Source organism: Limnohabitans sp. MMS-10A-192, from assembly GCF_003063335.1.
In the GTDB taxonomy this organism is placed as follows: Bacteria; Pseudomonadota; Gammaproteobacteria; order Burkholderiales; family Burkholderiaceae_C; genus Limnohabitans_A.
Genome location: NZ_NERX01000002.1, coordinates 145724 through 165645, shown reverse-complemented (window position 1 = coordinate 165645; position 19922 = coordinate 145724). Strand labels below are relative to the sequence as shown.

16 protein-coding genes are annotated in these 19922 nt (G+C 58.3%); 14 read left to right on the top strand and 2 right to left on the bottom strand.

Going from position 1 to position 19922, the window contains the following annotated elements; genetic code table 11:
- Nucleotides 1-154: 154 nt before the first annotated feature.
- From minC to minE, 3 genes are read left to right on the top strand one after another with little or no spacing between them, the layout of a single operon-like run.
- A complete protein-coding gene (minC, locus tag B9Z43_RS05625) occupies nt 155-916 on the top strand; it encodes a septum site-determining protein MinC (protein ID WP_108323570.1) in 762 nt (253 codons plus the stop codon).
- Nucleotides 917-953: 37 nt separating this feature from the next.
- Nucleotides 954-1769 carry a septum site-determining protein MinD gene (gene minD / locus B9Z43_RS05620; RefSeq protein WP_108323568.1) on the top strand — a complete coding sequence of 272 codons (816 nt, stop codon included), beginning with the start codon at nt 954-956 and terminating at the stop codon, nt 1767-1769.
- 3 nt (nt 1770-1772) lie between these two features.
- Nucleotides 1773-2033 (top strand): cell division topological specificity factor MinE, encoded by a 261-nt coding sequence (gene minE / locus B9Z43_RS05615; RefSeq protein ID WP_108323565.1) that lies wholly within the window; start codon nt 1773-1775, stop codon nt 2031-2033.
- Between the two features lie 72 nt (nt 2034-2105).
- On the opposite strand, the gene B9Z43_RS05610 is transcribed toward minE, so the two are convergent.
- Nucleotides 2106-5642: an indolepyruvate ferredoxin oxidoreductase family protein gene (locus B9Z43_RS05610; protein WP_108323563.1), complete on the bottom strand. Its 3537-nt coding sequence runs from the start codon at nt 5640-5642 to the stop codon at nt 2106-2108.
- A gap of 120 nt (nt 5643-5762) precedes the next feature.
- Between B9Z43_RS05610 and B9Z43_RS05605 the strand changes: the two genes are divergently transcribed.
- The 9 genes from B9Z43_RS05605 (at nt 5763) to B9Z43_RS05565 (ending at nt 15558) form a co-directional block, all read left to right on the top strand.
- The gene (locus B9Z43_RS05605) at nt 5763-6230 is read left to right on the top strand and encodes an Lrp/AsnC family transcriptional regulator (RefSeq protein ID WP_108323561.1); all 468 of its coding nucleotides are present in this window, start codon (nt 5763-5765) and stop codon (nt 6228-6230) included.
- Nucleotides 6231-6347: 117 nt separating this feature from the next.
- Complete coding sequence (mnmG, locus tag B9Z43_RS05600) at nt 6348-8318, top strand: tRNA uridine-5-carboxymethylaminomethyl(34) synthesis enzyme MnmG (protein ID WP_108323559.1); 1971 nt, start codon at nt 6348-6350, stop codon at nt 8316-8318.
- On the top strand, nt 8315-8968 hold the full coding sequence (rsmG, locus tag B9Z43_RS05595) for a 16S rRNA (guanine(527)-N(7))-methyltransferase RsmG (RefSeq protein WP_108323557.1): 654 nt from the start codon (nt 8315-8317) through the stop codon (nt 8966-8968). The genes mnmG and rsmG overlap by 4 nt, the downstream gene beginning before the upstream one ends.
- Before the next feature lie 166 nt (nt 8969-9134).
- Entirely contained in the window at nt 9135-9752 is a 618-nt protein-coding gene (locus B9Z43_RS05590) for a LysE family transporter (protein ID WP_108323555.1), read from the top strand.
- A 15-nt stretch (nt 9753-9767) separates the two neighbouring features.
- The gene (locus tag B9Z43_RS05585) at nt 9768-10538 is read left to right on the top strand and encodes a ParA family protein (protein WP_108323552.1); all 771 of its coding nucleotides are present in this window, start codon (nt 9768-9770) and stop codon (nt 10536-10538) included.
- Between the two features lie 2 nt (nt 10539-10540).
- Nucleotides 10541-11077, top strand: a complete 537-nt coding sequence (locus B9Z43_RS05580; protein ID WP_108323550.1) for an alpha/beta hydrolase — start codon at nt 10541-10543, stop codon at nt 11075-11077.
- Between the two features lie 2 nt (nt 11078-11079).
- A complete protein-coding gene (locus B9Z43_RS05575; RefSeq protein WP_108324131.1) occupies nt 11080-11997 on the top strand; it encodes a ParB/RepB/Spo0J family partition protein in 918 nt (305 codons plus the stop codon).
- A gap of 11 nt (nt 11998-12008) precedes the next feature.
- Entirely contained in the window at nt 12009-13742 is a 1734-nt protein-coding gene (locus B9Z43_RS05570) for an ATP-binding protein (protein ID WP_108323548.1), read from the top strand.
- Nucleotides 13743-13812: 70 nt separating this feature from the next.
- Entirely contained in the window at nt 13813-15558 is a 1746-nt protein-coding gene (locus tag B9Z43_RS05565) for an ATP-binding protein (RefSeq protein ID WP_158270072.1), read from the top strand.
- 24 nt (nt 15559-15582) lie between these two features.
- On the opposite strand, the gene B9Z43_RS05560 is transcribed toward B9Z43_RS05565, so the two are convergent.
- Nucleotides 15583-17010, bottom strand: a complete 1428-nt coding sequence (locus tag B9Z43_RS05560; RefSeq protein WP_108323543.1) for an FAD-binding oxidoreductase — start codon at nt 17008-17010, stop codon at nt 15583-15585.
- 154 nt (nt 17011-17164) lie between these two features.
- On the opposite strand from B9Z43_RS05560, the gene B9Z43_RS05555 reads away from it, so the two are divergent.
- Together B9Z43_RS05555 and B9Z43_RS05550 are read left to right on the top strand one after the other, a co-directional pair.
- Nucleotides 17165-17722 carry a cob(I)yrinic acid a,c-diamide adenosyltransferase gene (locus tag B9Z43_RS05555; protein ID WP_108323541.1) on the top strand — a complete coding sequence of 186 codons (558 nt, stop codon included), beginning with the start codon at nt 17165-17167 and terminating at the stop codon, nt 17720-17722.
- A 94-nt stretch (nt 17723-17816) separates the two neighbouring features.
- Nucleotides 17817-19919 (top strand): acetoacetate--CoA ligase, encoded by a 2103-nt coding sequence (locus B9Z43_RS05550; protein WP_108323539.1) that lies wholly within the window; start codon nt 17817-17819, stop codon nt 19917-19919.
- Nucleotides 19920-19922: the final 3 nt, after the last annotated feature.

Genomic DNA, 19922 nt, shown 5'->3' with positions numbered 1-19922 from the left:
CTCTAAGTGTTTGTTATTAATAGGAAAAATTGGCTTATCCACAAGTACGGGATCGCCTTATCTACTACTACTAATTTAAAATCTAAATCTATAGAAAACTAACAAATAACAAGTGCGCTGGTAAGATTTGCATCTTTTCCCCCATCTCGGCACCATGGCCTTCGATTCAGACGCTCCTTCCTCACTGTGTTACGACATCAAAAGCGCTGATTTGCCATTGGTTGCTTTGTTGCTCAAAACATCCAGCATTGATGCCGTCTCAGCGGCTCTGAGTCAGCAATTGTCTGACAGCCCCGGGTTCTTTGATCACGATCCTGTTGTCATTGATGTCTCTTTACTGTCTTCAGATTTACCAGCTTCTGAATTTGATTTAGCAAAACTTTTATCAGTCCTTCGTCAACATGGCTTGGTTCCCTTGGCCATCAAAGGGGCAAGCAACGAGGTATTGCTTGTTGCACAAGGGTTAGGGTTGGTTGACGCCTCAGATGCCCGCATACGCCGTTCTGTGCCCCTTGCTGAGCCTTCAAGACCAACACCCGAGATGATTGCGCCAGTGGCATCCCCCATTTTGGGTGCGATGGTGATTGATAAGCCGCTCCGCTCTGGTCAGCAGGTTTATGCCAAGGGCCGGGATTTGGTGGTTTTGGCAGTGGTCAATCCTGGTGCTGAAGTCATTGCCGATGGATCTATCCACATTTACAGCAGTTTGCGTGGTAAAGCGATTGCTGGCGCGCGCGGTAACACCAACGCAATGATCTTTGCTCATTCGATGTCGCCCGAATTGATTTCAATTGCAGGTGTGTACCGCACCAGCGAAAATCCTTTACCTGCCGAGGTTGCTGGCTTGCCTGCTCAGGTTTGTTTGCAATCAGGCCTTGATGGCGACAAATTGTTGATTTCGCCTCTGATATCCTGAATCCGCTTTTTATCTCTGTCCCTAGAAAGAAAACCCCATGGCAAAAATCGTCGTAGTGACTTCCGGCAAAGGCGGCGTTGGCAAAACCACGACCAGCGCCAGTTTCGCCACCGGCTTGGCTTTGAAAGGCTTTAAAACAGCTGTGATCGACTTTGATGTGGGTCTGCGCAACCTGGACTTGATCATGGGTTGCGAGCGCCGTGTGGTGTACGACCTGATCAACGTGATCCAAGGTGAGGCCAATTTGAACCAAGCCCTGATCAAGGACAAGCAGTGCAGCAACTTGTTTGTGTTGGCGGCCTCTCAAACCCGCGACAAGGAAGCTTTGTCGCAAGAAGGCGTTGCAAAAGTGCTCAACGATTTGAGCGACATGGGTTTTGAATACATCGTGTGCGATTCGCCCGCCGGCATCGAAACGGGTGCTTTGATGGCCATGCATTTCGCCGACGAGGCCTTGGTCGTGACCAACCCCGAAGTGTCTTCGGTACGTGATTCGGACCGTATTTTGGGCATGTTGGGCAGCAAGACCAAGCGCGCGATTGAGGGCTTGGAGCCGATCAAAGAGCATTTGCTCATCACCCGTTACAACCCCAATCGCGTGGAAGACGGTCAGATGTTGTCTTTGCAAGACATCCAGGACATCTTGCGCATCAAGCTGCTGGGTGTGATCCCTGAGAGCGAAAACGTTTTGCAAGCTTCGAACCAGGGCACGCCTGCGATCCACATGGCTAACAGCGATGTGTCGGAAGCTTACAAAGATGTGATCGATCGTTTCCTGGGTGAAGAAAAGCCGATGCGTTTCACCGAAGCCGAAAAACCTGGTTTCCTGAAACGTCTTTTCGGAGGCAAATAAACCATGTCCTTTCTTTCCTTCCTGCTGGGCGAAAAGAAGAAAACCGCCAATGTGGCCAAAGAACGCTTGCAGATCATCTTGGCGCATGAGCGCAGTGGTCGCAATGCAGCCGAGCCAGATTACCTGCCTGACTTGCAGCGCGAGTTGGTCGCCGTGATCAGCAAATACATCAAGATCAATCAGGACGACATCAAGGTCAATCTGGAACGCCAGGATAACCTGGAAGTTCTGGAAGTGAAGATCGAGTTGCCCGACGCACGATGATCTTTCATTCGATCCACCTTGTGGGTGAATCGAATCCATCACCAAAGGCCACCGCAAGGTGGCCTTTGTTTTTCAGGCTTTGCTCAGCGATGTCCAAAGACTGCGTGCAGCTTGGATGTTGCGTTCCTTGACGTGACCAAAACCCTTGATGTTTTCTGGCACACGCGCCACGTCCACCGCATGTGCATGGGTCTGCGCATTAAGCCCTTGCAGCGCTGCTTCGACATGCTGCAGGTATTCACCGATCAACGCACGTTCGGTTTTTCTTTCTTCACTGCGCCCGAGAATATCCAAAGGGGTACCTCGTAAACTTTTGAGTTTGGACAGCAACTTGAAACCCGTCAGCATGGTCGGGCCAAACTTTTGTTTGATCAATTCGCCCTTGGCATTGCGTTTGGCCAACAGAGGAGGTGCCAGGTGGTAATGGACTTTGAAGTCGCCTTCAAAACTGTCCTTGATGCGTGACAGAAAACCTGACTGGGTGTGCAGGCGCGCCACTTCGTATTCGTCTTTGTAGGCCATCAACTTGTAAAGCTGGCGTGCGACGGTTTCACTCAGCAAAGTTTTACCCAGGGGTGCTTCTGCCGTTTTGACACGTTCCACGAAAACGCGGTAACGCTCGGCGTAAGCGCTGTTTTGGTAGTCGGTCAACCGCACCATGCGGTTTTGCACCAGATCGTCCAATGTTTCACGCTTTTTGAAGTGCATCGTTTGTGCAGGTTGCATCTTCTGCATCAACACATCCAAATGGTGTGCAGCATGACGGCCCCATTCAAAAGCCGTCAGATTGTTTTGGACAGCGACTTCGTTGAGTTCGATGGCACGGATCAGCGATTCACGGTGCATCGGTATCCAGCCCTTTTGCCACGCATAGCCCAAGATCATGGGGTTGACGTAAATCGTGTCTCCCATCAATTGTTTGGCCAGCAGATCCGCATCAAAAGCGCTGACGCCGGTGCTGCCCACTTGCTTGGAAATTTCAGCAAGGCATTGCTCTGCCGGGTTCTGCCAATTGCTGTTTTTCACGAAAGCGGCTGTGGGCGTGCTGCTGCTGTTGAGTGCCACATGGGTGCGGCCTTCGCGCATGCGCAGCAGGGTTTCCTTGGAAGCCGTCACGATGGGATCGCACCCCAAAATCACATCGGCTGCGGCCATGCTCACGCGTGTGGTGCGGATGTCATTTTGAGAATCGGCGACCAGGATGTGGCTCCAAGTGGCGCCACCTTTTTGGGCCAGGCCTGCTGCGTCTTGTGTGACGATCCCCTTGCCTTCGATGTGTGCGGCCATGCCCAGCAATTGGCCAATGGTGATGACGCCCGTGCCGCCAACACCCGCCACTACCGTGCCCCAAGGATGGGAGGTGTCGGGCAATGTGGGCTCAGGCAGGGCCCCCAATTCTGAGGGCGACAGCGTGCTTGTGGCTTTGCCCGTCTTTTTCTTGAACTGGCCACCTTCTACGGTTACAAAGCTGGGGCAAAAGCCCTTGAGGCAACTGGTGTCCTTGTTGCAAGTGCTTTGGTTGATGGTGCGTTTGCGGCCGAGTTCTGTCTCCAGAGGTTCGACCGAAAGACAGTTCGATTGCACACCACAGTCGCCACAACCTTCGCAGACTTCTTCGTTGATCATCACGCGCACAGCCGGGTCCACCATGGTGCCGCGTTTGCGCCGGCGGCGTTTTTCGGTGGCACAGGTTTGGTCATAAATGATGACGGTGGTGCCTTTGATCTCGCGCATTTCCCGCTGGATGCGGTCGAGTTCGTCGCGGTGGAACACGCCCACGCCTTCGGCCAAAGCCACGCCATCGTATTTTTCGGGCTCGTCGGTGACGACCGCGATGCGCCCAGCACCTTCTGCCCGCATGCTCATGGCGATTTGCACCACACTGTGGCCTTCGGGGCGTTCGCCCACTTGCTGGCCACCGGTCATGGCCACGGCATCGTTGTACAAAATTTTGTAGGTGATGTTGACACCTGAAGCCACGCTTTGGCGCACCGCCAGGATGCCGCTGTGGAAGTAGGTGCCGTCACCGATGTTGGCAAAGATGTGCTGATCGGTGCTGAAGGGTTGTTGCCCCGACCATGGCACACCTTCACCGCCCATTTGGGTGAAGCCCACGGTGCTGCGGTCCATCCAGATGCTCATGAAATGGCAGCCAATGCCCGCCATGGCGCGTGAGCCTTCGGGCACCTTGGTGGAGGTGTTGTGCGGGCAGCCTGAGCAGAACCAGGGCTGACGATCAGCGCTTGCACCCAGTGTCAAAGCCTGCATGTGTTGTTCTTTGCCATCGAGCACCGCCAGATGCGCGTCGATCAGTGCAGTGGTGTCGCTGTCGATGCCCAGTTTTTTCAGCCGTTTGGCAATGGCCCTGGCGATGATGGCGGGCGTCAAATCGGCATTGGCGCGCAAGAGCTTGCGATCGCTCGGATTGGGAATGGACCATTCCCCACCCGACACATCGCCTTCGCTTTCGTCAAATTTGCCCAGGATGTTGGGACGGACATCGTCGCGCCAGTTGTACAGCTCTTCCTTGAGCTGGTATTCGATGACCTGGCGTTTTTCCTCGACAACCAAAATCTCGCGCAGACCGGTGGCAAATTCACGTGTGGTTTGGGCTTCCAGGGGCCAAACCACGTTCACTTTGTGCAAACGTATGCCCAATTGTCGGCATCGGTCGTCATCCAGGCCCAAGTCCAGCAGGGCTTGACGGGTGTCGTTGTAGGCTTTGCCGCTGGCGATCAGGCCAAAGCGGTCGTTGGCGCTGGCGATCACGTTGTGGTTGAGGCGGTTGGCGCGGATGTAGGCCAAAGCGGCATACCACTTGTAATCGAACAAGCGGGCCTCTTGTTCCAAGGCCGTGTCCGGCCAGCGGATGTGAACGCCGCCGGGTGGCATCACGAATTCGGGCAAGACGATTTGCACACGTTCAGGGTCGATGTGTGCCGTGGCGCTGGATTCGACAATCTCCTGGATGGTTTTCATGCCCGACCAGATACCCGCAAAGCGGCTCATGGCCAGTGCATGGAGGCCTTGGTCGAGGATGTCTTGCACGCTGGCCGGAAAGAACACCGGCAGGCCACAGGCCTTGAAGATGTGGTCGCTCTGGTGCGCCGCCGTGGAGCTTTTGGCCACATGGTCGTCGCCGGCCACGGCCAGCACACCACCCCAAGGGGTGGTGCCTGCCATGTTGGCGTGCTTGAACACGTCCGAACAGCGGTCCACGCCAGGGCCTTTGCCGTACCATATGCCGAACACGCCATCGAACTTGTTGGTGCCGGGTGGTGCAAAGCCCAGTTGCTGTGTCCCCCACAGGGCGGTGGCGGCCAGCTCTTCGTTCACGCCCGGCTGGAAGACGATGTTTTGGGCCTTCAGGTGGTCTTTGGCTTTCCACAGCGACTGGTCGTAATTGCCCAGCGGCGAGCCCCGATAGCCACTGATGAAGCCAGCGGTGTTTTTGCCTTGCAGCGCATCGCGTTGGCGTTGCAGCATGGGCAACTTGACCAGGGCTTGCACGCCGCTCATGAAGGCACGGCCGACATCCAGGCTGTATTTGTCGTCGAGCGTCACCGTCTCAAGAGCTTGGCGAATCGAGTCGGGCAAAGGGGCGTTCATGGCGGAGTCCTGCAAGTGGAAATTCACAGTCAGTGTAGAGCGGGCGAGCCGACAGGTGCTTGCTTTATGCGACAGGATTTCCCCTATGATTTGAAAGAATCTTGCTCAAAAGGATAAATTATGGAAACACTGGACAAATTTGATTGGGCGATTTTGAATGAACTTCAAAATGACGGTCGCTTGACCAATGCTGAACTTGCCCAGCGCGTGGGTTTGTCGGCGGCGCCATGTTGGCGACGGGTTCGCGCACTGGAGGAGTCGGGCGTCATCAAAGGGTACCGTGCCGAGATCGATCGTCAAAAGGTCGGGCTGGATGTATTCGCATTCGTCCGGCTTGATGCCGAGCGCAATCGCGGTGATGTGACGCGTCAATTGGAAGAGGCCATTCTCAAGATCCCGGAAGTGATTTCCTGTCATTACATCAGCGGCACAGGCACCTTTGAATTGCAGGTCGTCAGCAAAGACTTGAACACCTTCAGCCAGTTTGCCCGGGATGTCCTCATCAATTTGCCCAATGTGAAAGACCTGCACACGAGTTTTTCATTGGGTGAAGTCAAGGCCGCGGGTGCTTTGCCCTTGAAGACCTGAGCATGGTGACGATTCAGGGTGTGCCTGTAAAATAAGCAACTTCAGCCGATCCCGTGGCAGGGCGGCCCACGGCGCAGGCGGCGCCCATTTTTTGGCCTCGACCAGAGGCAGACATTCATGCTTTACCCTCAAGAATTCGATGTGATCGTGGTCGGTGGTGGCCATGCCGGAACAGAGGCCGCGTTGGCCGCTGCGCGCATGGGTTGCAAGACCTTGCTCCTGTCGCACAACATCGAGACGCTGGGTCAGATGAGCTGCAACCCCAGCATTGGCGGCATCGGCAAGGGTCACTTGGTCAAGGAAGTCGACGCGCTTGGCGGTGCCATGGCCTTGGCCACCGACGAAGGCGGCATCCAGTTTCGCATCTTGAACTCATCCAAGGGTCCGGCTGTGCGCGCGACCCGCGCCCAAGCCGACCGCATCCTCTACAAAGCAGCCATCCGCCGCATCCTGGAAAACCAGCCGAACTTGTGGCTGTTTCAACAGGCGGTGGACGATCTGATGGTGGAAGGGGACCGGGTGGTGGGGGCGGTCACGCAGGTGGGCATCCGTTTCCGTTCGCGCACCGTGGTGCTGACGGCGGGCACATTCCTGGACGGCAAGATCCACGTGGGCTTGCAAAACTATGCGGCTGGTCGGGCAGGGGATCCGCCTGCCGTCAGCTTGTCGGCTCGTCTGAAAGAGTTGAAGTTGCCGCAAGGTCGTTTGAAGACGGGCACTCCGCCGCGCCTGGATGGTCGAACCATCGATTTCAGCCAATGTTTTGAGCAGCCTGGCGATGGCATGCCAGGTGGCATGAATCCGGACGATGGTGTGCCGGTGTTCAGCTTCATGGGCCGTGCCGACATGCACCCGCAGCAGATGCCATGCTGGATCACCCACACCAACGAACGAACGCACGAGATCATCCGCTCCGGCTTTGACCGCAGCCCCATGTTCACCGGCAAGATCGAGGGCGTGGGCCCGCGTTACTGCCCGAGTGTGGAAGACAAGATCAACCGCTTTGCCGACAAGGACAGTCACCAGATTTTTCTGGAGCCCGAAGGTCTGACGACGAACGAGTATTACCCCAACGGCATCTCGACCAGCCTGCCGTTCGACATCCAGTACGACCTCGTGCGCTCGATGAAGGGCCTGGAAAATTGCCACATCCTGCGCCCCGGCTACGCGATCGAATACGACTATTTCGACCCCCGGGCGCTGAAGAACAGTTTCGAGACCCGACAGATCAACGGTTTGTTTTTCGCGGGCCAGATCAATGGCACCACCGGTTACGAAGAGGCTGCGGCGCAGGGCTTGTTCGCTGGCATCAACGCCGCGCTGCAATGCCGGGGTGAAGCGGCCTGGACGCCCGCACGCGACCAGGCCTATTTGGGCGTGCTGGTCGACGATCTGGTCACGCAAGGCGTGACCGAGCCATACCGCATGTTCACCAGCCGAGCCGAGTTCCGTTTGCAGCTGCGCGAAGACAATGCCGATGCCCGCTTGACCGAAGTGGGCCGTCAGATGGGCTTGGTCGATGACGCGCGTTGGGATGCCTTCAGCCGCAAGCGCGATGCTGTTTCACGTGAAACAGAGCGCCTCAAGTCCACCTGGGTGAACCCGCGCAACCTGCCTGCCGAAGAGTCGGTGCGGGTTTTGGGCAAAGCCATTGAGCATGAACACAATCTGTTTGACTTGTTGCGCCGTCCAAATGTGACCTATCAGGCTTTGATGTCCCTGGACGAAGGCCGCATGGCCAGCGCCGATGTTTCACGTGAAACGTTGGGCGACTTGAGTGCCCCGGTGATCGAGCAGGTTGAGATTGCGGCCAAGTATTCCGGCTACATCGACCGCCAAAAAGGGGAGGTGGAGCGCGCTGCTTTTTATGAACACCTGCGCTTGCCCGATAGTCTGGATTACATGCAGGTGTCGGCCTTGTCGATTGAGGCCCGTCAAAAGTTGGCCAAGCACCGGCCCGAAACTTTGGGGCAGGCCTCGCGCATCTCGGGCATCACGCCCGCCAGCGTGTCGTTGCTGTTGATCCACCTGAAGAAGGGCGGCTTCAAGGGCTTCATGCATCCCGCCGAAGAAAGCCAGTCCGCATGAGCACGAACCTGGCCGAGGGCTTGCGTGCGGGTATCCAAGCCTTGGGCTTGGACCTGTCTGCTGAACAGCAACAACGCCTGCTGGATTACATGGCATTGATTCAAAAATGGACCAAGGTGTACAACTTGACCGCTGTGCGCGATCCTGCGGAGATGCTGACGCACCACCTGCTGGACAGCTTGACGGCGATTGCGCCATTGACGCGGCACACACTGGGCCAGCCGATCCGTGTGCTGGATGTGGGTTCGGGCGGCGGTTTGCCCGGCGTGGTGTTGGCCATTTGCATGCCCGAATTGAATGTGACCTGTGTGGACACCGTGGCCAAAAAGGCCGCCTTTGTGCAGCAGGTGGCCGTGAGCTTGAAGCTTTCCAACCTGCGTGGGCTCCATGCCCGGGTGGAAACTTTGACCGACCCGTATCAGGTCATTTGTTCCCGTGCCTTTGCCTCCTTGCCCGACTTCGTGACCTGGTCTCGCTCGGCCTTGGCAGAAGGGGGCGTCTGGATGGCCATGAAGGGCAAGCACCCCCAAGATGAGATTGAGGCCTTGCCAGTGGACGTGAAAGTGTTTCACGTGGAACCATTGACGGTGCCAGGCCTGGATGTGGAGCGCTGCATGGTCTGGATGCGCCCGAACGCCGGCGCGGCTTGATCGGAGTTGTCAGGCCATGTCGCCTGGCAATGGCCTCAAAACAGGCGTGTCTTCCGCTTGATCACGAGGGCTGCGATCAACGTGTTTCACGTGAAACCGGTTTGCTTGACGCTGGATTTGTGACCCCATCACTTACACTCGCCATATTCCCCCAAAAAGAGTGCCCATGTTTTTCGGTATTTCGGATTACGGTTCGTTTGTTGCGGCGATTGTTTTGTTCCTGGCCATACCCGGACCGGGCAATCTGGCGCTCATTACCTCGACCAGCAAAGGTGGCATGGCTGGCGGCTTGGGCGCAACTTTGGGGGTGATCGCCGGGGACCAGGTGCTGATGTGGTTGGCCGTGGCCGGTGTGGCGGCGGTCTTGTCCACTTATCCCGCGGCATTCGCGGCGGTGCAGTGGCTGGGTGCCGTCTATCTGGCCTGGTTGGGCTGGAAGATGCTGTCGGCCAAGCCCGGTGATGCGCCTGTGCTCAACATCCGTCCGCGCCATTATTTCCAGCAGGCCTTGGCCATCACTTTGCTCAACCCCAAGGCCATCGTTTTTTACATGGCGTTTTTCCCTTTGTTCGTGGACCCCAAGCACCATCTGGGCCTGCTCAGTTTTGGCGTGATGGCGGCCACCATAGCCTGCCTGACATTTCTTTATGGTCTGGGTATGACCTTGTTGACCCACCATCTGGCCGAGCGCATGCGGGCCAATCCACGCATCGGACGCTGGCTGGAAAAGCTGGCGGGCGTTTTCCTCATTGGCTTTGGCGTCAAGCTGGCCATCTCCAAATAAACCGGACGTTTCACCATGGCCAAGATTTTCTGCATTGCCAACCAAAAGGGTGGTGTCGGCAAAACCACCACCACCGTCAACTTGGCCGCGGGCCTGGCCAAAGTCGGTCAGCGTGTGCTGTTGGTGGATTTGGACCCCCAAGGCAATGCCACCATGGGTTCGGGCATCGACAAACGCAATGTCGAACTCAGCGTGTACGACGTGTTGCTCGAGTCCGCCTCGATCAAAGAGGCCGCCGTGAAAGCCGACAAGTGCGGCTATGACGTGCTCAGTGCCAACCGCGAATTGGCGGGGGCTGAGGTGGAGTTGGTCGATCTGGAGCACCGCGACCAGCGGCTCAAGATGGCCTTGGCTGCAGTCGATGCAGACTACGACTTTGTCCTGATCGACTGCCCGCCATCCCTGTCGATGCTGACCCTCAATGGCCTGTGTTCAGCCCACGGCGTGATCGTGCCGATGCAGTGCGAATACTTTGCTTTGGAAGGTTTGACGGATCTGGTCAACACCATCAAGCAGGTGCATGCCAACCTGAACAAGGACCTCAAGATCATCGGCCTCTTGCGCGTCATGTTCGACCCGCGCATCACTTTGCAGCTGCAAGTGAGTGAGCAGCTCAAGGCCCACTTTGGCGACAAGGTGTTTGACGCCGTGATCCCGCGCAACGTGCGCCTGGCCGAAGCGCCCAGTTATGGCTTGCCCGGCGTGGTGTTTGACCCATCGGCCAAGGGCAGCCAGGCCTATGTGGAATTTGCCCGCGAACTGGTGCAACGCGCGCCCACCCTCTGAGCATGAGCGGCACTGTATTGATCTTGCCCGGTTGGCAGGGCAGTGGACCCGGGCATTGGCAAATGCATTGGGTGCGCCGTTATGGCTATGCCGTGGTCGAGCAAAACGATTGGCTGCGGCCAAGGCGTGGCGATTGGCTGGCTCGCCTGGACGAGGTGGTGGTCGACACGCCAGGCCCTTTGGTGCTGGCTGCTCACAGTTTGGGCTGTCTGCAGGTGGCGGCTTGGGCCGCTTTTTCTCGTCACGTCGGGCGCGTGCGTGGCGCTTTGTTGGTGGCGCCGGGAGATGTGGAAGCCCCTGAGCTGAAAGAACAATTGCCGGGCTGGTCGCCCATCGTGCGCCAGCCTTTGCCGTTCAAGAGCATCCTGGTGGGCAGCCAGAACGATCCGTATTGCACCGCAGCCCGCGCCCAAGGGCTGGCCCATGACTGGGCCGCTCAATGGGTGGATCTGGGCGAAGCCGGACACATCAACGCAGAAACATCGCTGGGCGATTGGCCTGAGGGCCACGCGCTTTTGCAAACTCTTTTGAAGGAATGACCATGGTCACCAAAAAACCCAAAGGCCTGGGCCGCGGACTCGAAGCCCTGTTGGGCCCCAAAGTCGCTGATGTGCCCGCCGCTGTTGCAAACGCTGAAACCGGCTTGCCCAGCCAGTTGAATGTGGACCAGATGGTGGCCGGTGTTTACCAGCCACGCACCCGCATGGACGAGGGCGCTTTGTACGAATTGGCCGAGTCCATCAAGGCACAGGGCATCATGCAGCCCATTTTGGTGCGCCAGCTCAGCGATGGCCCAAACGCGGGCAAATACGAAATCATTGCCGGTGAGCGGCGCTTCAGAGCCTCCAAATTGGCCGGCCTCAACGTGGTTCCCGTGTTGGTGCGCGATGTGCCCAATGAAGCTGCTGCGGCCATGGCGCTGATCGAAAACATCCAGCGCGAAGACCTGAACCCGCTGGAAGAGGCTCAGGGTTTACAACGCTTGGTGCGAGAGTTTGGGCTCACTCACGAAGCGGCGGCGCAAGCCGTTGGGCGCTCGCGCAGCGCCGCCAGCAATCTTTTGCGTCTGCTGAATCTGGCCGAGCCGGTGCAGACCATGTTGATGGCCGGCGACCTGGACATGGGCCACGCCCGCGCCTTGTTGGCCCTGGACAAAGCAGCCCAAATCACAGCGGCCAACCAGATCGCCGCCAAAAAGCTGTCGGTCCGCGAGGCCGAAAGCCTGGTCAAGAAACTCAGCGCTGAATTCAACCTGGTGCACCAAAAACCCAAGAAAGAAAAGTCACGCGACATCCGCCGAGTGGAAGAGGAGTTGTCCGACTTGCTGATGGCCGAAGTCGAAGTGCGCGTCAAAAAACGCGTCAAGCGCATGGGCAAGATCGAAGAAATGGGTGAACTCAGCATCCAGTTTGGCTCACTCGATGAGCTCAACGGCCTGATTGATAAATTGCGCGCCTAAGAGACATCGCAATGAGCCGCTTGGAAGCGCTGACGTGGCGTGGGGACGCGCGATCACCGCGTGTGTCGATTTTTGAGAGCAAAAACCTGCTGGCGATTTATTTGCTGGCCATTGGTTTGAACTCCTGCGTCTTCTATGTTTTTCCTTCCGGCTATTACGACCGCAACGTCAACCTGGCTTTCAGCCTGACGTGTTTCGGATTGCTGCCATTCACCAGGGTCGAGAAGCTGTTTTCCACCGTTCTTCATCTGGCTTCTTTGCTGTGCGTGGTCCTGGTGGGCTATGTCGCGATGAATTCAGGTGGCGTCAATTCAACGGTGCTGGTCTGGTTGAATCTGGTGTCCTTGCCGGTGTTGATGCTGCTGGGACCGGCCCCCGCGATCAAATGGATTGGCGTTGTTCTGGCCGTCATCTGGGGTCTTTGTCAGGCCACCGAAAGCGGCTGGATCAGCGGGCATGCCATGGTCAGTCCTCAAGCGGTGCCTTGGGCGGTGATGCAGAACGTGATGGGCCTGGGCAGTTTGATGCTCTGCGTCTGGTTGTTTGATCAGCTGCACGACAAACAGCTGCAGCAACTGGATCTGCGCAACAAGGAACTCCAAGCGACCCATGAAGCCTTGCTCAAGGCACAAGCGCACAAAGACGAATTTTTGGCTGCGGTGGGCCACGAACTGCGCACCCCCATGAATGCGATCTTGGGCTTCAACGGCGTGCTGCGAGAAGAGCTGTCCAGCGAACCCGAGGAGGTCGAGGTCGTCGACCACATTCGCCGTTCGACCCAGCACTTGCTCCAGGTGGTCAACGACATTTTGGATTTTTCGCAGCTACAAGCCAACAAGCTGGCACTTTTCAATGTGGATTTCTCACTTGCAGAGTTGATGGAAGATGCTTTGCAGCCCTTGAGGGCGCGGGCGCATGAAAAGGGCATTGAATGGCTCGGAGAGCTCGATCCGCATTTGCCCGCGCGCATCCATGGCGACCCACAGCGCTTGCGACAAATCTTGAGCAAATTGCTGGACAACGCCTTGAAGTTCACCGCATCGGGTGCCGTGCGTTTGCGCATACAGGCTCAAGGCGAAGACATCTTGTTCCAAGTGAGCGATGCCGGTCGCGGCATTGCGCTGGCACAGCAGGTCAACATCTTTCGGCGTTTTGAGCACGCCGATGTGCAGACCACACGCACCTACGGCGGCACGGGTCTGGGCCTGTCGATTTGTGAAAAGCTGGTGCTGTTGCACGGCGGCCAAATTGGGGTGAACAGTCAAGAAGGACAGGGCGCCACATTCTGGTTCCGCATACCGAGGGTGGATGCCAAAGTGGCGCAGCCGGAGCAACCCCTTGTCATTCCAGCGGACCAGGCGCTGCGGATTTTGGTGGTGGACGACAACGCCCTGAACTTGATGGTAGCCCGCATGCAATTGCAAAAATGCTGGCCCAAAGCGCAGATCGTCACGGCCGATGGCGCTGCACAAGCGCTGGTCTTGCTCGATGCGCAAAGTTTTGATGTGGCGCTGATCGACATGGTCATGCCGGAGATGGATGGCATGGCCTTGACCCAGCAAATTCGCCGACAGTTTCCCGCCATGACGCAAGCCATGCCCATCATTGCTTTGACGGCCAACACCAACCCGGTGGACCGACAACGCTGCCTGGATGCCGGCATGGACGATGTGATGGACAAGCCCATGGACCTGGATCGACTGACCCGCTGCGTCAGCCAGCATTTGCAAAGAATGCGGGGTTAAGACGATGCGCGCCTTGAGCCAATTCCGCCAGCTGCGACAGCTGAGGCCTGTGCACCTGAAAAATGGGTGGATGCAACAAGTGCAATGGTTGGTGCGCCATTTTCCGCGTGCTTTCAGGCAGGGCAAGATGCCCTACATCTTTTTCTTTGTCACCGTGATCATCGCGGTGTTGTTGATCTACTCCGCGGTCAGCCCCTACCGCAATGCCGCCGTCTTGTTCAACTCCATGGCAGTCTGGCTGGCGCTTTTACTGGTCTTCATCAACCGCGGCATGCCGCTGAATTGGGCCGTCCATCTGGGGACCGTTGCAGGGGCCTTGGTGCTTTTTTATGCAGCGTTCAGTGCTGGCGGCGTTTTTTCCCCGCGCTTTTCCTGGCTGCTGATTTTGCCCTTGACCCCCTTTTTTGTGGTCAGCCGCAAGGCTGGAGCCTGTTGGTTGGCGATCGTTTTCACGCTGCAGGCTGTGATGGCTTATGCAAGTTACAACACCTTGTTGCCCGCTTTCGAAATGGGCCAGGTGCATGCCACGACATCATGGCTGACATTCAGCCTTATCACGGGCATTTTGATGATCGTGCCGATGATTTATGCGCGGCTGCACCGAGAGGCTTTGCAAGAGAGCTTGCACAACCAAAGTCAGCTCGAGGCCAAGCGGCAAGAGCTGGAGCAGACCATGCAAATGCGTGAGCAATTCATCGCCACGGTCAGCCATGAATTGCGCACGCCCATGAATGCCATTTTGGGTTTCAATGCCTTGCTCTTGTCGCGTGTCGAAAACAAACCCGCTGCGCTCAAGGTGCTCAACCACACGCGTCAGTCGGCCGAACACCTGATGACGGTGATCAATGACATCCTGGACTATTCGCAATTGCAGGCCGGGCATCTGATCATCCAACCCGAAGACTTTGAACTGCGGCGTGTGGTGGAACACGCGTTTGAATTGTTCAGCCCCCGGGTCAACAGCATGGAGCTCGATTACCGCTTGGAGGTCGATGCCACATTGCCGCAATGGGTGCACACCGACCGGCACCGTTTGATGCAGGTGCTGGTGAACTTGCTGGGCAATGCCCTGAAGTTCACACACGAGGGTTCGGTGGTGTTGCGTGTGAAATGGGCCCCGCCCAACGTGTTGTTTGAAGTCGAAGACACCGGAATTGGCATTGCCAAGGACCGGCAGGCCAAAATCTTCCAGCGCTTCAGTCAGGCCGATGGCGACATCCACGCCATCTATGGTGGCAATGGACTGGGCTTGGCCATTTCTCAAAAACTGACGGATTTGCTGGGCGGCCAGATGGGCTTTGAAAGCGAGCTGGGCAAGGGTTCACGCTTTTGGTTGCGCTTGCCGGTGGTCGCAACGGCTGCGCCTGCGGCAAAAACGCCATCGACCAGCCTCGAAGTGAAAACGGCCGACAAAGCCTGGCGCTTCCTGGTGGTCGACGATCATCCATTGAACCGTTTGCTGGTCAGGCAAGTGCTTCAGAACGCTTGGCCAAGCTGTCAGGTGCTGGAAGCCGTCGATGGCCAAAAAGCGCTGGAGGTCTTGGCCGCGCAAGCCGTGGATTTGGTCTTGATGGACATGGTCATGCCGGTGATGGATGGCATTGCGGCCACGGCAGCGATACGGCAAAACGCGTCCGAACGACTTCAAGACTTGCCCATTTTGGGCCTGACGGCCAACGTCACGCCGCAAGATTTGGAGCGCTTTGAGTCGGCGGGTCTCAGTGACCTCATGCTCAAGCCGTTTGAGCCCGCACAACTGTGCGACAAGGTTGAAGCCTTGCTGCGACAGTCTGCTGTTTTGACGCCTGCGATCTGAACGGCGCGGTTTTTCCGCGACCATTCACATCGAGAAAATCTTCCCCGGATTCATGATGTTGTGCGGGTCCAGCGCCCGCTTGATGGTGCGCATCATGTCGACTGCGCCTTCGCCGGTTTCGGTGCGCAAGAAGTCCATTTTGTGCAGGCCAATGCCGTGCTCACCGGTGCAGGTGCCACCCAAGCGCAGGGCGCGGGTGACCAGTTGCTGGTTCAGTGCTTCGGCGGTGGCGCATTCCTGCGGGTTGTTCGGGTCGATCAAATAACCAAAGTGGAAGTTGCCGTCGCCCACATGGCCGACCAAAAAGTAAGGAATGCCGCTGGCATCGGTTTCGGTGATCGAGTCCAGCAGGCAGTCGGCCAGGCGGCTGATGGGCACGCAGGTGTCGGTGCTGATGGCGCGGCAGCCGGGACGGCTTTGCACGGCGGCAAAGTAGGCGTTATGCCGTGCGGTCCACAGGCGCGTGCGCTCTTCAGGCGTCGTGGCCCATTCGAACGCATTGCCACCGAATTCGCTGGCGATTTCTTGCACCGTCTCGGCTTGTTCTTTCACGCCCGCAGGCGAGCCGTGGAACTCCATCAGCAGCAGCGCTTCTTCGCGCAGGCCCAGCTTGGCATAGGCATTGACCATGCGCACGGTGTTGTGGTCGATCAGCTCCACGCGGGCAATCGGCACGCCCAGCTGGATGGTCTGGATCACGGTGCGTACAGCGGCTTCGATGCTCGGGAAGGAGCAAATGGCAGCAGAGATGGCTTCGGGCAGCGGGTACAGGCGCACGGTGATTTCGGTCATCACGCCCAGCGTGCCTTCACTGCCCACCATCAGGCGCGTCAGGTCGTAACCGGCGCTCGACTTTTTGGCGCGGGTGCCGGTGCGGATGATTTCGCCCGACGAGGTGACCACTTCCAGGGCCAGCACGTTCTCGCGCATGGTGCCGTAGCGCACGGCGTTGGTGCCGCTGGCGCGTGTGGCGCTCATGCCGCCAATGGTGGCGTCCGCGCCCGGGTCGATCGGGAAGAACAGGCCCGTGGACTTGATCTCTTCATTGAGTTGCTTGCGCGTCACACCCGGTTGCACCGTCACCGTCAGGTCTTCGGCGTTGATGGCCAGCACCTTGTTCATGCGCATCAGGTCGATGCTGATGCCGCCTTGTACCGCCAGCAAATGGCCTTCGAGTGACGAACCCACGCCAAAGGGAATGACCGGCACTTTGTGCTCGGCGCACAACTTGACGGCGTCGGCCACGTCTTGCGTGCATTCCGCAAACACCACCGCAGCCGGTGGCGGCACATGGGTGAAGGCCGATTCGTCGCGGCCATGCTGCTCGCGCACCACCAAGGCGGTGGAGCAGTTGTCGCCAAAGCGGGCTTTGAGGGCCGTCAAAAAAGCATCGGGCACAGCGCGTTGCGCGATTTCGGGGGCCAGGTGGGCGGCAGCGGTGGGGGCGTTCATGGGGTGTCTCCTGGTCAGCGGATCAAAGCCGCCAAACTGATGAAGACGCAGTTTACGCCGCTTGTCGCACCGGGCTTGTCCTGTGTCAGACAAGCCAAGGGAACATGGTCGACAATCGTCAGCCAGAATACGAGACCGAACAGAGGACGCATCCATGGGCAACCGACTCACACAAATCGCCACCCGCACCGGCGACAACGGCACCACCGGCTTGGGCAACAACCAGCGCGTGTCCAAAAACAGCTTGCGCGTGCACGCCATGGGCGAGGTGGACGAGCTTAATTCCAACATCGGCGTTTTGCTGTGCGAAGACATGCCCGTTGATGTGCGCGATGTGCTGGTCGAGGTGCAGCACCAGCTGTTCAACCTGGGCGGCGAGCTGTCCATTCCCGGTTTTGAATTGCTCAAGGAAGAGGCTGTGGCCGCGCTCGACGACGCCTTGGCCACCTACAACGCCCAGTTGCCCAAGCTCGAAGAATTCATCTTGCCCGCAGGCACCCGTGGCGCAGCCCATGCCCATGTGTGCCGCACCGTGGCGCGCCGGGCCGAGCGTGCCTGCGTGGCCCTGGGCAACGAAGAGTCGATCAACGACACGCCGCGCCAATACCTCAACCGCTTGTCAGATTTGATGTTCGTGCTGGCCCGTGTGCTCAACCGCATGAACGGCGGCGACGATGTGTATTGGAAAAGCCAACGCATGAAGCAAGGCTGAGCGTTCGCAGTTTTCACGCACCTGTCACCTAGGTGCATGTTTTCAGGGTTGTCGGTCGTGACAGCTGGGCATTGGCGCTGATACCCTCATTCCCATGAACACTGCGACCTCGACCCCAGCACCCTATGTGCCCCAGATCCGTCTGTACCAAAACTGGCTGCGCGATCAATGCGGCCTGAGCTTTGAGCACTACAACGACCTTTGGCAATGGTCGGTGTCCGATCTGGAAGGCTTTTGGCAAAGCATGTGGGATTACTTCGAGATGGAGTCCCCCACGCCGCACAAGGCGGCCATCTCCCAAAACGTCATGCCCGGTGCCGTGTGGTTCGAAGGCGCCAAGACCAATTACGCGCACCAGGTGATGCGCCATGTGCAGCCGGCCGATGCGGCAGGGTTCCCGGCGGTCATCAGCCTCAATGAAAAAGGCCTGCGCCGCGAAATGAGCTGGCCCGAGCTGCGTCGCCAAGTGGCCGCCTTGGCCTTGCACCTGCAAGCGCAAGGCCTGCAGCCCGGTGACCGGGTGGCGGCCTATTTGCCCAACATTCCAGAGGCCATGGTGGCGTTTTTGGCCACGGTCAGTGTGGGCGGCGTGTGGAGCATTTGCGCGCCCGACATGGGCACCAACGCCGTGCTGGACCGCTTCAAGCAGATCGAGCCGAAGATCCTGATCGCCGTCGACGGCGTGAGCTACGGCGGCCGTGACTTCGACCGCATGACCGTGGTGCAGGAACTCAGGGACGCGTTGCCCAGCTTGCAGCACGTCATCATCCACGACAACCTGGGCACGGTGGACATCGCCCAATGCGATGTGGCCGCCAGCACGCCTTTGTCGGTCATCACGGCGCGTGACGATGCCGAGGTGCAGGCCTTCGAGCCGCTGTGGCTGCCCTTTGACCACCCGCTGTGGATTGTGTATTCGAGCGGCACCACCGGCCTGCCCAAGCCCATCGTGCACGGGCACGGCGGCACCGTGATCGTGGCGCTGGCCAACAAAATTTTGCACAACGACGTGGGCTGCAGCTACCACCCCAACAGCTTTGGCGAGCGCTTTCACTGGTACAGCTCCACCGGCTGGGTCATGTGGAACGCCCAAGTGGCGGGCTTGCTCAACGGCGTGACCTGCGTGATCTACGACGGCAACCCCGGCGGCAGCAAAGACAACCCCGACTGGGGCATCTTGTGGCGCATGGCCTCCGAAGAAAATGTCACCTTCTTTGGCGCCGGTGCGGCCTTCTTCGCCAACTGCCACAAGGCTGGTTTGGACATTTCCCGCTGCGGCGATCTGTCGCGGGTGCGCGCTCTGGGCACCACCGGCTCGCCCCTGTCGCCCGAGACGCAAAGCTGGGGCACCGAGCAATTCAAAAACATCGGCACCGACATCTGGTGGTGCAACATTTCGGGCGGCACCGACTTTGCGGGCGCCTTTGTGGGGGGCCACCGCGAGCTGCCGCAAGAGCCCGGCGTCATGCAATGCCGCATGCTGGGTGCGGCCGTCGAGTCGTGGAACGAGGCGGGTTTGCCGGTCAAAGGCGAAGTGGGCGAGCTGGTCTGCACACAACCCATCCCGTCCATGCCGCTCTTCTTTTGGGGCGACAAAGAGAATGCCCGTTACCTCAGCAGTTATTTTGAGATGTACCCTGCAGGCCATGGCCGCATGCCCGGTGGCGGCGACGGCCCGGCCAGCATGGGCGGCGTCTGGCGGCACGGCGACTGGCTGCGCATCGGCAACGGGAACCCGGAAACAAAGGGCGAGGGCGAAGGCTGCGTGATCTTTGGCCGCAGCGACGCCACCATCAACCGCCACGGCCTGCGCATGGGCACCAGCGAGCTGTACAGCGCTGTGGAGGCCCTGCCCGAAGTGATGGACTCCATGGTCGTGGACCTGGAGTACCTAGGCAAGGAAAGCTACATGCCGCTGTTTGTGGTGCTGCGCCCGGGCACAGCGTTTGACGACGCGCTCCAGGCCAAGCTCAACAACGCCATCAAGGTGGCATTGAGCCCCCGCTTCATCCCCAACGAAATTTTCCAGGTCGCTGAGATCCCGCGCACCCTGTCCGGCAAAAAGCAGGAGCTGCCGATCAAAAAACTCATGCTCGGTCAGCCCCTGGAAAAAGTGGTCAACAAAGACGCCATGGCCAACCCCGGCTGCCTGGACTGGTACGTGGAGCTGGCCAAGCAGCATTTGGCCAAAGCCTGAGGG

What these genes read in the sequence shown, in the direction of transcription:
- minC (WP_108323570.1), top strand. Translation starts at nt 155, where the DNA reads ATGGCCTTCGATTCAGACGCTCCTTCCTCACTGTGTTACGACATCAAA.
- minD (WP_108323568.1), top strand. Translation starts at nt 954, where the DNA reads ATGGCAAAAATCGTCGTAGTGACTTCCGGCAAAGGCGGCGTTGGCAAA.
- minE (WP_108323565.1), top strand. Translation starts at nt 1,773, where the DNA reads ATGTCCTTTCTTTCCTTCCTGCTGGGCGAAAAGAAGAAAACCGCCAAT.
- B9Z43_RS05610 (WP_108323563.1), bottom strand. Translation starts at nt 5,642, where the DNA reads ATGAACGCCCCTTTGCCCGACTCGATTCGCCAAGCTCTTGAGACGGTG.
- B9Z43_RS05605 (WP_108323561.1), top strand. Translation starts at nt 5,763, where the DNA reads ATGGAAACACTGGACAAATTTGATTGGGCGATTTTGAATGAACTTCAA.
- mnmG (WP_108323559.1), top strand. Translation starts at nt 6,348, where the DNA reads ATGCTTTACCCTCAAGAATTCGATGTGATCGTGGTCGGTGGTGGCCAT.
- rsmG (WP_108323557.1), top strand. Translation starts at nt 8,315, where the DNA reads ATGAGCACGAACCTGGCCGAGGGCTTGCGTGCGGGTATCCAAGCCTTG.
- B9Z43_RS05590 (WP_108323555.1), top strand. Translation starts at nt 9,135, where the DNA reads ATGTTTTTCGGTATTTCGGATTACGGTTCGTTTGTTGCGGCGATTGTT.
- B9Z43_RS05585 (WP_108323552.1), top strand. Translation starts at nt 9,768, where the DNA reads ATGGCCAAGATTTTCTGCATTGCCAACCAAAAGGGTGGTGTCGGCAAA.
- B9Z43_RS05580 (WP_108323550.1), top strand. Translation starts at nt 10,541, where the DNA reads ATGAGCGGCACTGTATTGATCTTGCCCGGTTGGCAGGGCAGTGGACCC.
- B9Z43_RS05575 (WP_108324131.1), top strand. Translation starts at nt 11,080, where the DNA reads ATGGTCACCAAAAAACCCAAAGGCCTGGGCCGCGGACTCGAAGCCCTG.
- B9Z43_RS05570 (WP_108323548.1), top strand. Translation starts at nt 12,009, where the DNA reads ATGAGCCGCTTGGAAGCGCTGACGTGGCGTGGGGACGCGCGATCACCG.
- B9Z43_RS05565 (WP_158270072.1), top strand. Translation starts at nt 13,813, where the DNA reads ATGCAACAAGTGCAATGGTTGGTGCGCCATTTTCCGCGTGCTTTCAGG.
- B9Z43_RS05560 (WP_108323543.1), bottom strand. Translation starts at nt 17,010, where the DNA reads ATGAACGCCCCCACCGCTGCCGCCCACCTGGCCCCCGAAATCGCGCAA.
- B9Z43_RS05555 (WP_108323541.1), top strand. Translation starts at nt 17,165, where the DNA reads ATGGGCAACCGACTCACACAAATCGCCACCCGCACCGGCGACAACGGC.
- B9Z43_RS05550 (WP_108323539.1), top strand. Translation starts at nt 17,817, where the DNA reads ATGAACACTGCGACCTCGACCCCAGCACCCTATGTGCCCCAGATCCGT.